This is a genomic window from Pseudomonas sp. NFPP25, from assembly GCF_900116505.1.
Classification (GTDB): domain Bacteria; phylum Pseudomonadota; class Gammaproteobacteria; order Pseudomonadales; family Pseudomonadaceae; genus Aquipseudomonas; species Aquipseudomonas protegens.
Window position 1 is genome coordinate 214,442 of sequence record NZ_FPBG01000001.1, and the last position, 14,833, is coordinate 229,274.

Consider the following 14,833-nt stretch of genomic DNA (forward strand, 5'->3'; position numbering starts at 1 on the left):
CCAAGTAACCTAATTCGCCTCATGCCAGCATCTCAAGTCAAGAAAATTCATGATTCGAGGTCTTGGAAATGCTTTGCGACTATCAGGACGTTCTGCAGATCGAGGCGGGTCCTCAGCCCTTTGCCGATATCAACAACACCTATGCGTTGATCGAACGCAGCGCGAGCCAATGGCCACAGGCCCCGGCCCTGAGCTTTTTTCTGCGGGTCGAGGATCATGCGCGGCCGGTGCGCTGGACATACGCCCAACTGCTGGCGGACATCACTCGCGCAGCCAACCTGTTCGAGCGCTTGGGGGTACGGCGGGGCGACGTGGTTGCGCTGATCCTGCCGAACTTGCCGCAAACCCATATCGCCATGTGGGGTGCGCAGACCGCGGGTATCGCCTTTGCGGTCAACGTCTTGCTGGACGGCACGCAGATGGCCGAGCTGCTGGCGACGGCCAAGGTCCGCTGGATAGTCACGGTAGGCCCCGAGCCGGATGCGCAGATCTGGCAGCGGGTCGAGGGCGCGATTGCCCGCTTGCCCGGCCTGCAAGGCGTATTGGCTGTCGACCCGATGCGGCACCTGCCGGGCCATGGGCAGAGCGCGCCGCTGCCCGCTGAAGTGGCCGGGGTGCCGGTCCTGGATTTTTTCGCCGAACTGGCCCTCGAGCCAGGCGAGCGCCTGCGGTTTGCCCCGCCGGGCCTGAACGACGTGGCGGCCTACTATTGCACCGGCGGCACCACCGGCTTGCCGAAAATTGCCCGTCACAGCCAGCGCAATGAAGTGATCTTCTGCGGGCAACTGGATGCGGTGATCGGCGCGCCGGTCCTGCGGCCAGGACGCACCGTGCTGACCGCGTTACCGCTGTTTCACGTCAATGCGCTGATCGGTTGTGGCCTGGCGGCATTTGCCCAGGGCGGTCATGTGCTGCTGGCACCACCGGCGGGGTTTCGCACGCCGGGATTCATGCCGCGGTTCTGGGAGATAGTCGAAACCCATCAGGTCAGCAGCTATTCAGCTGTGCCCACGGTCTACGCCGGCCTGTTGCAGGTGCCCTGCGCGGGGCATGACACAAGCTCGCTGACGGTGGCGATCTGCGGCGCGGCGCCGATGCCCAGGGACTTGCTGCGCAAGTTCGAGCAACAGACAGGCCAGCGCATTCTCGAAGGCTATGGCTTGACCGAGGGCACTTGCGCGTCGTCGGTCAATCCGGCGCGCGGTGAGTCGCGCATTGGCTCGGTCGGCCTGCGCCTACCCTGGCAGGACATGCGGGTGATGATCCTCGATGAGCGAGGTGCCTGGTTGCGTGATGCGCAAGTCGATGAGGTGGGGGCGATCTGCATCAGCGGTCCCAATGTCTTCATCGGCTATCTGGACAGCGCCCATGATCAGGGGGCGTGGTTCGATACTGTCGCCCTCGACGGTGTGTCCGAACAGCGCTGGTTCAACACCGGGGACCTTGGGCGCTGCGATGGCGAAGGTTACTTCTGGCTCACCGGGCGCAAGAAGGAACTGATCATCCGCGGGGGGCACAACATTGAGCCCAAATACATCGAGGAGGTGCTGGCCACGCACCCCGATGTGGCGTTGTGTGCAGCGGTGGGCCGGCCCGACGCGCATGCCGGGGAAGTACCGGTGGCCTATGTGCAGGTGCGCGCCGGGAGTGCCATCAGCAGCGCCCAGTTGCTGGACTACGCGACGCGGCATATCAGCGAGCGCGCAGCGGTGCCCAAGGCGATCATCCTGGCCGACGCGCTACCCGTCACCGGAGTGGGCAAGATTTTCAAGCCCGCGCTGGTCATGGCTGAAATCGAGACAGTCATACGCCAGGAAGCCGCCTTGCTGGCCATCGAGCTGCAAGAGGTGAGGGTGGTGCAGAGCGCCAGGCAAGGCCTGGTGGCGAGCTATCGCTGCACAGATGAAACCTCGCGACTGGCCGAGGCTTTGAGCCGCTACACCTTTGTCAGTGAGCGAAGCTGAGCCTGGGCTCCAGGCCGCGGGCCCGAGTGCTTGCGATGCAGCGCCGGTGTTGTGAAGTTGCACGCTTCGCATGCTCGCGCGCTGCCTCGCTTTTTCTTATCCAGCGAGCACATTTTTAATATTTTTCCTTCGCAGGCGTCTGTCGCACCATCTGTGGCATCCGACTTACCCCCGGGTTCTGAACAGCGTGCGCCCAGCCTTCCGGCTGGCGCCATTCGTCTCGCAGAAGGACACAGACATGACCGTAGAACAACCCATACAAGTGGACACCCTGGTGGTGGGCGCAGGCCAGGCCGGCGTGGCCATGAGCGAGCACCTGAGCAAGCTCGGGGTGCCGCACCTGGTGCTGGAGCGCAGCCGGGTGGCCGAGGCCTGGCGCACCGGGCGCTGGGATTCCCTGGTGGCCAACGGGCCGGCCTGGCACGACCGCTTTCCCGGGATGGAATTCGATGTCGCCGCCGATGCCTTCCCGGCCAAGGACCAGGTGGCGGACTATTTCGAAGCCTATGCGCGCAAGTTCAATGCGCCGATCCGCACCGGCGTGGAAGTGCGCAAGGTACTGCGCAATGTCGGCCGCCCGGGCTTCACCGTGGAAACCTCCGAAGGGCTGATCCAGGCCCAACGGGTGGTGGCCGCCACCGGGCCGTTCCAGCGTCCGGTGATCCCGCCGATTGCCACGGCCAATGACCGGCTGACGCAGATCCACTCCGCCGAATACCGTAACCCGCAGCAACTGCCCGAGGGCGCGGTGCTGGTGGTGGGCGCGGGGTCGTCCGGGGTGCAGATCGCCGATGAGCTGCAGCGTGCGGGGCGCCGGGTCTACCTGTCGGTGGGGGCTCACGACCGGCCACCGCGCTCCTATCGCAACCGGGATTTCTGCTGGTGGCTCGGGGTGCTGGGAGAGTGGGACGCCGAGATCGCCAAGCCGGGGCGCGAGCACGTGACCATTGCCGTCAGCGGCGCCCGCGGCGGCCAGACCATCGACTTCCGCGCCCTGGCGCACCAGGGCATCACCCTGGTGGGGCTGACCAAGGCCTTTGCCGGCGAGCACGTGACCTTCCAGGCCGACCTGCTGGACAACCTGGCCCGGGGCGACGAGAACTACCTGGCATTGCTGGACGCGGCGGATGCCTACATCGCCCGCAACGGCCTCGACCTGCCCCTGGAGCCCGAAGCCCGCCGGCGCCTGCCGGACCCGGACTGCGTCAAGCAGCCGATCCTCGAACTCGACCTGCAACAGGCCGGCATCACCTCGATCATCTGGGCCACCGGCTACGCCGTGGACTTTTCCTGGCTGCAGGTCGACACCTTCAGCGAACAGGGCAAGCCCCTGCACCAGCGCGGCGTGTCCCGCGAGCCGGGGGTCTACTTCCTCGGCCTGCCCTGGCTGTCGCGCCGTGGCTCGTCGTTTATCTGGGGGGTGTGGCACGACGCCAAGCATGTCGCCGACCACATCGCCACCCAGCGCAAGTACCAGGCCTACAGCGACGCCCGGCCGCCGGCGGCTACCGCCGAAGCTCCGGCCCTCAACCTCAGCCCCGTGGGAGCCCACTGATGCCTACTCATACTCGCATCCGCATGTTCAACACCAAGGACACCTACCCCAACCAGTCCCTGGACAACGACCTGTGCCAGGCCGTGCGCGCCGGCAACACGGTGTATGTGCGCGGCCAGGTCGGCACCGACTTCGACGGCCGGCTGGTCGGCCTCGGCGACCCGCGGGCCCAGGCCGAGCAGGCGATGAAAAACGTCAAGCAACTGCTGGAAGAGGCCGGCAGCGATCTGAGCCACATCGTCAAGACCACCACCTATCTCACCGACCCGCGCTACCGCGAGCCGGTGTACCAGGAGGTGGGCAAGTGGCTCAAGGGGGTGTTCCCGATCTCCACCGGGCTGGTGGTCTCGGCCCTCGGCCAGCCGCAGTGGCTGATGGAGATCGACGTGATCGCGGTGATCCCCGAGTGAGGGGGTTGCCGAAGGTTCCGGCGGCCTTGTGCCGCGCTTGCCACAAGGCCCTGTGGGCCAGGGAGTTTGCATGACTTTTTCCATCGTTGGACGCTGCGCCGAAACCGGCCAGCTGGGCATCGCCATCAGTTCTTCCAGCATCGCCGTGGGCGCGCGCTGCCCCTGGGTGCGGGCCGGAGTGGGCGCGGTGGCGACCCAGAACGTCACCTTGCCGGCCCTGGGCCCGCAGATCCTCGACCTGCTGGAGGGCCAGAAGCTCGACCCGGCCAGCGCCCTGGACCGGGCCCTGGGCAGCAACGGCTGGAGCCAGTATCGCCAGGTCACGGTGATCGACAGCCAGGGCCGCACCGCGTTGTTCAGCGGCCAGGAAGCCCTGGGCCAGCACAACGCGGTGGCGGGGGAGCAGTGCGTGGCGGCCGGCAACCTGCTGGCAGGCCCGCAGGTGATCGAGGCCATGGTCCAGGCCTTTGAAAACACCCCGGGCATGCTGGTGGAGCGCCTGCTGGCGGCGATGCAGGCAGCGATGGCGGCGGGGGGCGAGGCGGGGCCGGTGCATTCGGCGGCGCTGAGCGTGGTGGACGACCTGACCTGGCCCATCGTCGACTTGCGGGTGGACTGGGCCGACGCCGACCCCATCGGCCAGCTCGCCGGCCTGTGGCAGGCCTACCGGCCGCAGATGCAGGACTACCTGACCCGCGCCCTGGACCCGACGGCGGCGCCCAGCTACGGAGTGCCGGGCAATGAGTGAACAATCGAGCCGCGAGTTGTTGGCGCGGCTGGTGGGCTTTGCCACGGTCAGCCGCGACTCCAACCTGGAGCTGATCGGCTTCATCCGCGATTACCTGGCCAGCCATGGCGTGCACAGCGAGCTGATCTACAACCCGGAGCGGACCAAGGCCAACCTGTTTGCCAGCATCGGCCCCGAGGATCGTGGCGGTGTGGTGCTGTCCGGCCACACCGACGTGGTGCCGGTGGACGGCCAGGCCTGGAGTGTCGAGCCCTTTGTCCTCAGCGAGCGCGAAGGGCGCCTGTACGGCCGCGGTACCGCCGACATGAAAGGTTTCATCGCCTCGGTGCTGGCTGCGGTGCCGGGCCTGACCCGGCGCCGCTTGCGGCTGCCGGTGCACCTGGCCTTTTCCTATGACGAGGAGGTGGGGTGCCTGGGGGTGCGGCCGATGCTTGAGCGAATGCAGCAGCGGCCGCACAAACCGCTGCTGTGCCTGATCGGCGAGCCCACCGAGCTGCGCCCGGTGCTCGGCCACAAGGGCAAGCTGGCCATGCGCTGCCAGGTGCGCGGCGCGGCCTGCCATTCCGCCTATGCGCCCTATGGGGTCAATGCCATCGAGTACGCGGCGCGGCTGATCGGCAAGCTGGGGGAGATCGGCAGCCGCTTGGCGCAACCCGAGCACCACGACCCACGTTTCGATCCGCCGTTCTCCACGGTGCAGACCGGCACCATCCAGGGCGGTCGGGCCCTGAACATTGTGCCGGCCGAGTGCCAGTTCGATTTCGAGGTGCGCACCCTGCCGGGCTATGACGCCCAGGCAGTGGTGGACCAGTTGCAAGGCTATGCCCGGGACCAGCTGCTGCCGCAGATGCAGGCGGTGCAGGCCGACACCGGGATCGCCCTGCAACCTCTGAGTGCCTACCCGGGGCTGGCCACCGCTGCCGACAGCGAGGCCGCCGAACTGCTGGCGCTGCTCAGCGGCTCGCGGGAGTTCGGCACCGTGGCCTTCGGCACCGAGGGCGGGCTGTTCCACCAGGCCGGGATTCCCACGGTGGTCTGCGGCCCGGGCAGCATGGACCAGGGCCACAAGCCGGACGAGTTCATCAGCCTTGAGCAACTGCACGCCTGCGACGCCCTGTTGCTGCGCCTGGGCGACTGGCTGGAGCACCCGGCCTGAACCGGATGTGCTCAACCCAGGCTCCCTCGCCGTGGGACAGTGCCCATTCGCCGCCATCCGGACCTCCGGATGGCGGCGTTTTGCGTGGGGCGCCAGGCCGTCTGGTTGCAGAGCTTTTTCATGGGACTCGAACATATTTTTAGTATTTTTCCTCTGGCCCGCTGTGACGCACCATCGCTCTGGACCCAATAACCAGCAGGCCGTCGCAACGGCCGATGAGGGAATGCAGCGTGTTCGATCTCGGTTACTGGCAGCAGCGGGCTGCCCGACAAACATTCATTGACCAGGCGCTGATCGGCGGCCAGCGGTTGTCCGCCGAATCCGGCGCTACCTTCGATGCCATCAACCCGGCCACCCGCCAGGTGCTGGCCCGGGTCAGCGCCTGTGGCGCAGCCGAGGTGGACCTGGCGGTGGCCGCCGCGCGCCGGGCCTTCGAGCACGGGCCCTGGGCGCGCATGGCCCCGGTGGAGCGCAAGAAGGTCTTGCTGCGCCTGGCCGAACTGATGCTGGCCCACCGCGAGGAACTGGCCCTGCTGGACAGCCTGAACATGGGCAAGCCGGTGATGGACGCCTGGAACATCGACGTGCCCGGCGCGGCCAATGTCTTCGCCTGGTACGCCGAAAGCATCGACAAGCTCTACGATCAGGTGGCCCCCGGCGCCCGCAACAGCCACGCCAGCATCAGCCGCGTGCCCCTGGGGGTGATCGGCGCGGTGGTGCCCTGGAACTTCCCCCTGGACATGGCCGCCTGGAAGCTGGCGCCGGCCCTGGCGGTGGGCAACTCGGTGGTGCTCAAGCCCGCCGAGCAGTCGCCGTTCTCGGCGCTGCGCCTGGCCGAACTGGCCCTGGAGGCCGGTTTGCCGGAAGGCGTGCTCAACGTGGTGCCGGGCCTGGGCAGCGAAGCCGGACGGGCCCTGGGCCTGCACCCGGACGTGGATTGCCTGGTGTTCACCGGCTCCACCGAAGTGGGCAAGTTCTTCATGCAGTATTCGGCGCAGTCCAACCTCAAGCAGGTCTGGCTCGAATGCGGGGGCAAGAGCCCGAACCTGGTGTTCGACGACTGCCAGGACCTGGACCTGGCCGCAGAGAAGGCCGCCTTCGGCATCTTCTTCAACCAGGGCGAGGTGTGTTCCGCCAACTCGCGGCTGCTGGTGCAGCGCAGCATCCATGAAGAGTTCGTGGAACGCCTCAAGGCCAAGGCCCGGGACTGGCGGCCGGGCAACCCGCTGGACCCGGCCAGCCGTGCCGGGGCCATGGTCGACGCGCGCCAGACCGCCAGCGTCATGGGGCATATCGCGGCGGCCCTGGAGCAGGGCGCGCAGCTGGCCTGTGGCGGCCGGCAACTGAGCATCGATGGCAGCGACAACTACATCGAGCCGACCATCCTCACCGGCGTGGGCCCGGCGATGGCCATCGCCCGGGAAGAAGTGTTCGGCCCGGTGCTGGCGGTGACGCCGTTCGACGACGAGGAACAGGCCATTGCGCTGGCCAATGACAGCGTCTACGGCCTGGCCGCCTCGCTGTGGAGCGACGACCTCAACCGCGCCCACCGGGTCGCCGGGTGCTTGCGGGCCGGCACGGTGTCGGTCAATACCGTGGATGCCCTGGACGTCACCGTGCCGTTTGGCGGTGGCCGGCAGTCGGGGTTCGGTCGCGACCTGTCGCTGCATGCCTTCGACAAGTACACCCAACTGAAAACCACCTGGTTCCAGCTGCGCTGAGCGCTGTGAACCCTCTGCGGCGCCGGGCTGGCGCCGCTGCACCTGCCGCCCCGGCGGCAGGCCCACAACAACAATAAGAACGGAGTGCGTGCCATGACTGCAAATCTCTCCACGGGGGCCTTGAGCCCCACCAGCAAGGGCGGCCTGCGCCGGGTCCTGGGCCTGGGTTCACTGGTCTCGGTGGCTGTCGGCCTGGTGGTGTCCCAGGGGGTGATGGTGCTGATGCTGCAAGGGGCGGGGATGGCCGGGCTGGGCTTCTTCATCCCGCTGCTGCTGGCCTACCTGCTGGCCCTGACCTATGCCCTGTCGTTTTCCGAACTGGCGCTGATGGTGCCCCGGGCCGGCAGCCTGAGCAGCTACACCGAGGTGGCCATCGGGCATTTCCCGGCGATCCTCGCGACCTTCTCCGGCTACATGGTGGTGGCGATGTTCGCCCTGTCCGCCGAGCTGCTGCTTCTGGACCTGATCATCGGCAAGGTCTACCCCGGCGCGTTGCCGCCGATGCTGGTGGCCTATGGGGTACTCGGGGTGTTCACCTTGCTCAACCTGTTGGGCATCGACGTCTTCGCCAAGCTGCAGACGGTGCTGGCGGTGGTGATGGTGGTGATCCTGCTGACCCTGGGCCTGGGCGCCGTGAGCAGTGCCCAGGCCGACCTGCAACTGCCCCTGGACCAGGGCTGGAACCCCTTGCAAGTCGGCGCCCTGGCGCTGGCGGCCATGGCCATCTGGGGCTTTGTCGGTGCCGAGTTCGTCTGCCCGCTGGTGGAGGAAACCCGCAACCCGGAGCGCAATATCCCGCGTTCGATGATCATCGGCCTGAGCGTGATCTTCCTGGTGATTACCCTCTATTGCCTGGGTGCCTTGCTCTGTGTGCCGCGGGCGCAACTGGCCAGCGATCCGCTGCCGCATTTCCTGTTCGCCACCACGGTGTTCGGCGAGGCCGGCAAGCTGTTCCTGGTGGGGGCGGTGATCACTGCCACCTGCAGCACGGTCAACTCGTCCCTGGCGGCGCTGCCGCGGATGCTCTACGGCATGGCCCAGAACGGCCAGGCCTTTCCCCAGTTCAAGCGCTTGAGCCCCCGTGGCCGTACGCCCTGGGTGGCGGTGCTGTTCGTGGCGGCGCTGACCGGGCTGCCGATCCTGCTGCTGGGCCAGGACCCGGATTCCATCAGCCTGCTGCTGTTGGCCGCCGCCCTGGCGTGGCTGCTGGCCTATATCGTCGTGCACATCGACGTGATCGCCCTGCGCCGCCGCTACCCCGATGCGCCACGGCCGTTCCGCTCGCCGTTCTACCCCTGGCCCCAGGTGCTGGGTATCGTCGGCATGCTGTTTGCGATCTACCACGTTTCCCCATCCCCCGAGATGACCGCGCGGATCTTCGGCAGTGCCGGCGTGGTGCTGGGGGTGATTTCGCTGATCGCCGTGGTCTGGATCAAGCTGGTGATGCGCAAGCCGCTGTTCGTTCCCGAACCGCTGCTGCCCGGCGAACCGACCCTGGCAACCCAACCTTCCCTTGAACCCGCCTACCGTGCAGGAGAATGACCATGAGCACCTCCAACCAACAGCCGCAGCCGGCCGCGCCCCGCAGCACCCAGGACTACCAGGCCGCCGACGCCGCGCACCATATCCATGCCTTCCTCGACCAGAAGGCGCTGAACGCCGAGGGCCCGCGGGTGATCGTCCGTGGTGAGGGCCTGCACCTGTGGGACAACGACGGCAAGCGCTACCTGGACGGCATGTCCGGCCTGTGGTGCACCAACCTGGGCTATGGCCGCAAGGACCTGGCCGCTGCCGCCAGCGCCCAGTTGGAGCAATTGCCGTACTACAACATGTTCTTCCACACCACCCACCCGGCGGTGGTGGAGCTGTCCGAGTTGCTGTTCAGCCTGCTGCCCGGGCACTACAGCCACGCCATCTACACCAACTCCGGTTCCGAGGCCAACGAGGTGCTGATCCGCAGCGTGCGCCGCTACTGGCAGATCCTCGGCCAGCCGCAGAAGAAGGTGATGATCGGCCGCTGGAATGGCTACCACGGCTCGACCCTGGCAGCCACGGCCCTGGGCGGAATGAAGTTCATGCATGACATGGGCGGGTTGATCCCGGACGTGGCGCATATCGACGAGCCTTACTGGTTCGCCCACGAAGGCAACCTGACACCCGCCGAGTTCGGCTTGCGCTGCGCCCGCCAGCTGGAGGAGAAGATCCTCGAACTGGGGGCCGAGAACGTCGCCGGTTTCATCGCCGAGCCGTTCCAGGGCGCGGGCGGCATGATCTTCCCGCCGGAAAGCTACTGGCCACAAATCCAGCGCATCTGCCGCCAGTACGACGTGCTGCTGTGCGCCGACGAAGTGATCGGTGGTTTCGGCCGCACCGGCGAATGGTTCGCCCACCAGCATTTCGGTTTCGAGCCCGACACCCTGTCCATCGCTAAGGGCCTGACCTCCGGCTACATCCCCATGGGCGGGCTGGTGCTGAGCAAGCGCATTGCCCAGGTACTGGTGGAGCAGGGCGGGGTGTTCGCCCACGGCCTGACCTATTCCGGGCACCCGGTGGCAGCGGCCGTAGCCATCGCCAACCTCAAGGCCCTGCGCGATGAAGGGGTGGTGAGCCAGGTCAAGAACGATACCGGCCCCTACCTGCAGCAGTGCCTGCGGGAAGTGTTCGGCAACCACCCGCTGATCGGCGAGATCCAGGGCACCGGGCTGGTGGCGGCGTTGCAGTTCGCCGAGGACAAGGCCAGCCGCAAGCGTTTCGCCAACGAGAACGACATCGCCTGGCGCTGCCGCACCCTGGGCTTCGAAGAGGGGGTGATCATTCGCTCGACCTTCGGGCGGATGATCATGGCCCCGGCCCTGGTGGCCAGCCGTGGCGACATTGACGAACTGGTGGACAAGACCCGCCGCGCAGTGGAACGCACCGCCGGGGAAATCGAGGCCGGTACCCTGCCGAGCAGCTAAGCGCGACACAGACCCGTCTCCCTTGAGTGGCATCACCCGCCGCAGCCTGGCTGCGGCGGCTTTTTTTTACCTGTAACTCGGCAGGGGAAGCATTTCCTTCTGCATGCCCCGGTGATGGGGCGTTAGCCTGTGGTCAGCCTCTAGAACTTCCCGTTCAAACCGATGCGCAGGCTGTCGTTGCGTTCATCCGAACCCAGCGCGGTCTTATAGGAGAAGCCCATTTGCCAGGCACGCCCGAGGTTGAAGTCAACACCCATGTCCAGGCTGGCGAAGTCGCGGTCCAGGGCATCGGGCTTGAGCCGGTAGAGAAGGCCTTCATCGCCCTGGTCGGTATAGCGCATCTTGTAGTCGCTGCTGCTACTGAAGTTGTGACCCCAGGCCAGGCCGACCTTGGGGGTGACCACGCCGACCCGGGTCATCAGGTCGTAACCGGTGCGCAGGCCCAGGTAGGAAGTGAAGTTCTGCTGGTTTTGCTCGTCATAGGAAAGCCCGTAGATGCCTCCGCCTTTTTCACTGAAGGCGTCCAGGCGTGTGACGCTGGCGTTCAAGCGGCTGTAGGGGGTCAGCGACAGTGGTCCCTGGCGGTACTCGTAGCTGGCGGTCAGCGAGGCGAACAACTGGTCGGCATCGCGCGAGCCACGGGCATAGTCGTCGTTACTGCCCGTGATGTAGCGACGCGAGTCGAAGCTGATGCGGTTGTAGCCCAGCAGGCCGTCGACAAACACCTGGGGCGCCAGGTTCAGGCTCAGGTAGGTGGCGATGCCGATGGCGTCCGCATCGCTGCGGGTCTTGTTGCTGCCGATCTCGCTGCGGTCGTTGCCGTAGCCGATCCCGACACCGGCGATCAGCGTGGGCGACAGCCGATAGTCGACGCCGGCGCTCAGGCCCAGGGTGGTGAAACTGTTGCCCTGGGCGCCACGGGCGTGGGTCGAGCCGGTGTTGACGAAACCGTCGCTCCAGAACGCCAGGTCATCCTGCTTGCAGTTGTCCTGCGCGGCAGCGGCGGCCTCGCGTTTTTCCTGCTCGGTCTGGTGGGCCGAATCTCCCAGTTGTTCCTTGATCACCTTGGCGACCTCGCCCAGCGGTACGTTGCTGCCGTCCTTGCGCAAGCTGGCGTTGAACGAATTGCGGTCGCAGCGCATCTGGTGCAGCTGCTCCATACGCTGGTTGAAGTTGTCCATCTGGGTACTGGCAAAGCGTTCCGCGGCGCGGGTCTGGGCGTTGAGCAGGCCGATGACCTCGGCGTCCCTGGTCGGGTCCGCACGGGTCTGGATGATGAAGCTCATGGTGCTGGAGGCGCTGGAACCGCTGAGGTTGTGCAGGCTGAAGCTGACGACCGCCGTACCGGCGAAGGCCGCCGATGGCACGAAGCGCATCGAGAAGGGGCCCATCATCATCGCCCGGCCGGCCGAGGCCGGGGTCACCGTGCCCAGGGTGGCGTGGGTGAACGGGCCGCCGGTGGCGCCCTGGGTCAGGTCGACGGTGGCCGACTGGCCCGCTGCGAGGATCTGGCTGGAGGCGGGCACGGTGATCGCCACGGCAGCGATGGTGATCGAATAGGCCTGTGAGCCCGTGGCACCGTTGGCATCGGTGGCGGTGATGACCAGGTTGCTGCTGCCGCTGGTAATCGGCGTACCGCTGATCAGACCGCTGGCAGTGTTCAGGTTCAGGCCCGTCGGCAGGCTACCGCTGGTGATGCTGTAGCTGTAGGGAACGGTGCCACCGGTAGCGCTGAGAGTTGCGCTGTAGGGGCTGCCTGCCGTGCCGGCCCCCAGGGAAGCCGGGGTCAGTACCAGGCTGGGCGCGCTGACGGTGATGGTCACCGTGGCCGGGCTGGAAGTGCCGCTGGCGTTGGTGGCGGTGTAGGTGAAACTGTCGGCGCCGGAGAAGCCTGCGGCAGGCGTGTAGCTGATGCTGGTGCCGCTGGCCGTGGCAGTCCCGTGGCTGGCGGCGCTGGCCACGGCGACGCTGGTGGCGGCGCCGCCACTGAGGCTCAGAGGGATCGGGTTGGCGCTGCTGTTGGCCGCGACCGTGGCGCTGACGGCGCTGGCAACCGGTGCCTGAATATTGATGGTGATCGAGTAGGCCTGGGACCCGGTGGCGCCGTTGGTATCGGTGGCGGTGATGGTCAGGTTGGAGGTGCCAGCGGCGCTCGGTATGCCGCTGATCGCACCGGTGCCGGTGTTCAGGCTGAGGCCGGTCGGCAGGCTGCCGGATGTGATGCTGTAGCTGTAGGGCACAGTGCCGCCGGTGGCGCTGAGGGTAGCGCTATAGGGCGTGCCGGCAGTGCCGTTGCTCAGGGAGCCGGGGCTCAGGGTGATGCTCGGGGCACTGACGGTAATGCTCACCGTGGCCGGGCTGGAAGTGCCGCTGGCGTTGGTGGCGGTGTAGGTGAAACTGTCGGCGCCGGAGAAACCGGCGGTGGGGGTGTAGCTGATGCTGGTGCCGCTGGCCGTGGCAGTCCCGTGGCTGGCGGCGCTGGCCACGGCGACGCTGGTGGCGGCGCCGCCACTGAGGCTCAGAGGGATCGGGTTGGCGCTGCTGTTGGCCGCGACCGTGGCGCTGCCGGCGCTGGCAACCGGTGCCTGAATATTGATGGTGATCGAGTAGGCCTGGGACCCGGTGGCGCCGTTGGTATCGGTGGCGGTGATGGTCAGGTTGGAGGTGCCAGCGGCGCTCGGTATGCCGCTGATCGCACCGGTGCCGGTGTTCAGGCTGAGGCCGGTCGGCAGGCTGCCGGATGTGATGCTGTAGCTGTAGGGCACAGCGCCGCCGGTGGCGTTGAGGGTTGCGCTATAGGGCGTGCCGGCGGTGCCGTTGCTCAGGGAGCCGGGGCTCAGGGTGATGCTCGGGGCACCGACGGTGATGCTCACCGTGGCCGGGCTGGAAGTGCCGCTGGCGTTGGTGGCGGTGTAGGTGAAACTGTCGGCACCGGAGAAACCGGCGGCAGGCGTGTAGCTGATGCTGGTGCCGCTGGCCGTGGCGCTGCCATGGCTGGGGGCGCTGGCCACGGCGACGCTGGTGGCGGCACCACCGGTGATGTTCAAGGGAATCGTGTTGGCGCTGCTGTTGGCCGCGACCGTGGTGCTCAGTGCGTTGGCAACTGGTGGCAGGCCGTTGATCAACAAGGTGTAGGCGCGAGAGCCGGTGGCGCTGTAGGCGTCGGTGGCGGTGATGGTCAGGTTGAAGGCACCACCGGCAGTGGGGGTGCCGCTGAGTGTACCGGTGCCGGTGTTCAGGCTCATGCCGGCCGGCAGGCTGCCGGCAGTGATCGCGTAGCTGTAGGGGGCGGTGCCCGCGGAGGTGCTCAGGGTCTGGCTGTAGGCCGTGCTTTGAGTGCCGTTGGGCAGAGTCGTCGGTGTTATCGCCAGGGTGGGCGGGGTGACGGTGATGGTCACCGTAGCCGGGCTGGAAGTGCCGCTGGCGTTGGTGGCGGTATAGGTGAAGCTGTCGGTGCCGGAGAAACCGGCGGTGGGGGTGTAGCTGATGCTGGTGCCGCTGGCGGTGGCAGTCCCATGGCTGGCGGCGCTGGCCACGGCGACGCTGGTGGCGGCGCCGCCACTGAGGCTCAGAGTGATCGAGTTGGCGCTGCTGTTGGCGGCCACCGTGGCGCTGACCGGGCCGACTGTGGGGGCGGGCACGGCGTAGGTATAGCCATTGGTCAGGGTCGCGCTGCCGCCAGGGGTGATGATCGTTACGTTCACTGCGCCCGCGGCATGAGCCGGTGTGGTGGCCGTGATGGTCGTGGCGTTGTTGACGGTATAACTGGGGGCCGCCGTGCCGCCGAAGCTGACCGAGGTGGCGCCGGTAAAATTGCTGCCGGTGAGGGTGACGGCGGTGGCGCCTGCGATGCTGCCGCTGTTTGGGCTGACCGACGTCAGGGTTGGGACCGCAGAACTGGTGACCACCAGGTTGTAGGTGGCGACTCCAGCCTGGCCAACGCCGTCATTCAGGGAAATGCTGAAGGTATAGTTGCCGGCGGTGGTCGGTGTGCCGTGCAGGGTGGTGGCTGAACTGTGGGGCGAGGAGTCGAGGATCAACCCCGGCGGCAGGCAGGGGGTAATGCCATCGTAGCCCGGATCGTCGATGTCGCACTGGAACCATTGATCCAGGGGTGTTGCGCCGCCCACGGAAAGGATCGGGATGCTCATCGACTGGCCCACCGCAACTGACGGCAGGGTAGTGCCCGATACCGGGCTGGTGATCACTGGCGCTGCGGCCTGGGCCTGGGCAGCCAGGGCCAGGTTCAACAGCAGGAAGAGAAAGGCCAGCGGACGTGCCAGCCAAGCGTGGAAACAACTGCGTGATGTTTTCATAAAGGC

At 67.0% G+C, this 14,833-nt stretch carries 9 protein-coding genes; 8 read left to right on the top strand and 1 reads right to left on the bottom strand.

What is annotated here, in order from left to right; translation table 11 throughout:
• Window positions 1-68 precede the first annotated feature (68 nt).
• The 8 genes from BM382_RS00845 (at window position 69) to BM382_RS00880 (ending at window position 10,511) form a co-directional block, all read left to right on the top strand.
• Window positions 69-1,964 carry an acyl-CoA synthetase gene (locus BM382_RS00845; protein ID WP_015635986.1) on the top strand — a complete coding sequence of 632 codons (1,896 nt, stop codon included), beginning with the start codon at window positions 69-71 and terminating at the stop codon, window positions 1,962-1,964.
• A gap of 238 nt (window positions 1,965-2,202) precedes the next feature.
• A complete protein-coding gene (locus BM382_RS00850) occupies window positions 2,203-3,519 on the top strand; it encodes a flavin-containing monooxygenase (RefSeq protein WP_011061807.1) in 1,317 nt (438 codons plus the stop codon).
• Window positions 3,519-3,929 carry a RidA family protein gene (locus tag BM382_RS00855; RefSeq protein ID WP_011061806.1) on the top strand — a complete coding sequence of 137 codons (411 nt, stop codon included), beginning with the start codon at window positions 3,519-3,521 and terminating at the stop codon, window positions 3,927-3,929. The genes BM382_RS00850 and BM382_RS00855 overlap by 1 nt, the downstream gene beginning before the upstream one ends.
• Window positions 3,930-3,999: 70 nt before the next feature.
• Window positions 4,000-4,677: a DUF1028 domain-containing protein gene (locus BM382_RS00860; RefSeq protein ID WP_011061805.1), complete on the top strand. Its 678-nt coding sequence runs from the start codon at window positions 4,000-4,002 to the stop codon at window positions 4,675-4,677.
• Window positions 4,670-5,833: an acetylornithine deacetylase gene (gene argE / locus BM382_RS00865; RefSeq protein ID WP_011061804.1), complete on the top strand. Its 1,164-nt coding sequence runs from the start codon at window positions 4,670-4,672 to the stop codon at window positions 5,831-5,833. Before BM382_RS00860 ends, argE begins: the two co-directional genes overlap by 8 nt.
• Before the next feature lie 230 nt (window positions 5,834-6,063).
• Window positions 6,064-7,554, top strand: coding sequence for an aldehyde dehydrogenase (locus tag BM382_RS00870; protein WP_011061803.1), 1,491 nt, complete (start codon window positions 6,064-6,066; stop codon window positions 7,552-7,554).
• Window positions 7,555-7,647: 93 nt separating this feature from the next.
• Window positions 7,648-9,096, top strand: coding sequence for an APC family permease (locus tag BM382_RS00875; RefSeq protein WP_011061802.1), 1,449 nt, complete (start codon window positions 7,648-7,650; stop codon window positions 9,094-9,096).
• A 2-nt stretch (window positions 9,097-9,098) separates the two neighbouring features.
• Window positions 9,099-10,511: an aspartate aminotransferase family protein gene (locus BM382_RS00880; protein WP_011061801.1), complete on the top strand. Its 1,413-nt coding sequence runs from the start codon at window positions 9,099-9,101 to the stop codon at window positions 10,509-10,511.
• Between the two features lie 140 nt (window positions 10,512-10,651).
• Here BM382_RS00880 and BM382_RS00885 read toward each other — a convergent pair whose 3' ends face one another.
• A complete protein-coding gene (locus BM382_RS00885; RefSeq protein WP_093508652.1) occupies window positions 10,652-14,827 on the bottom strand; it encodes a putative Ig domain-containing protein in 4,176 nt (1,391 codons plus the stop codon).
• Window positions 14,828-14,833 lie beyond the last annotated feature (6 nt).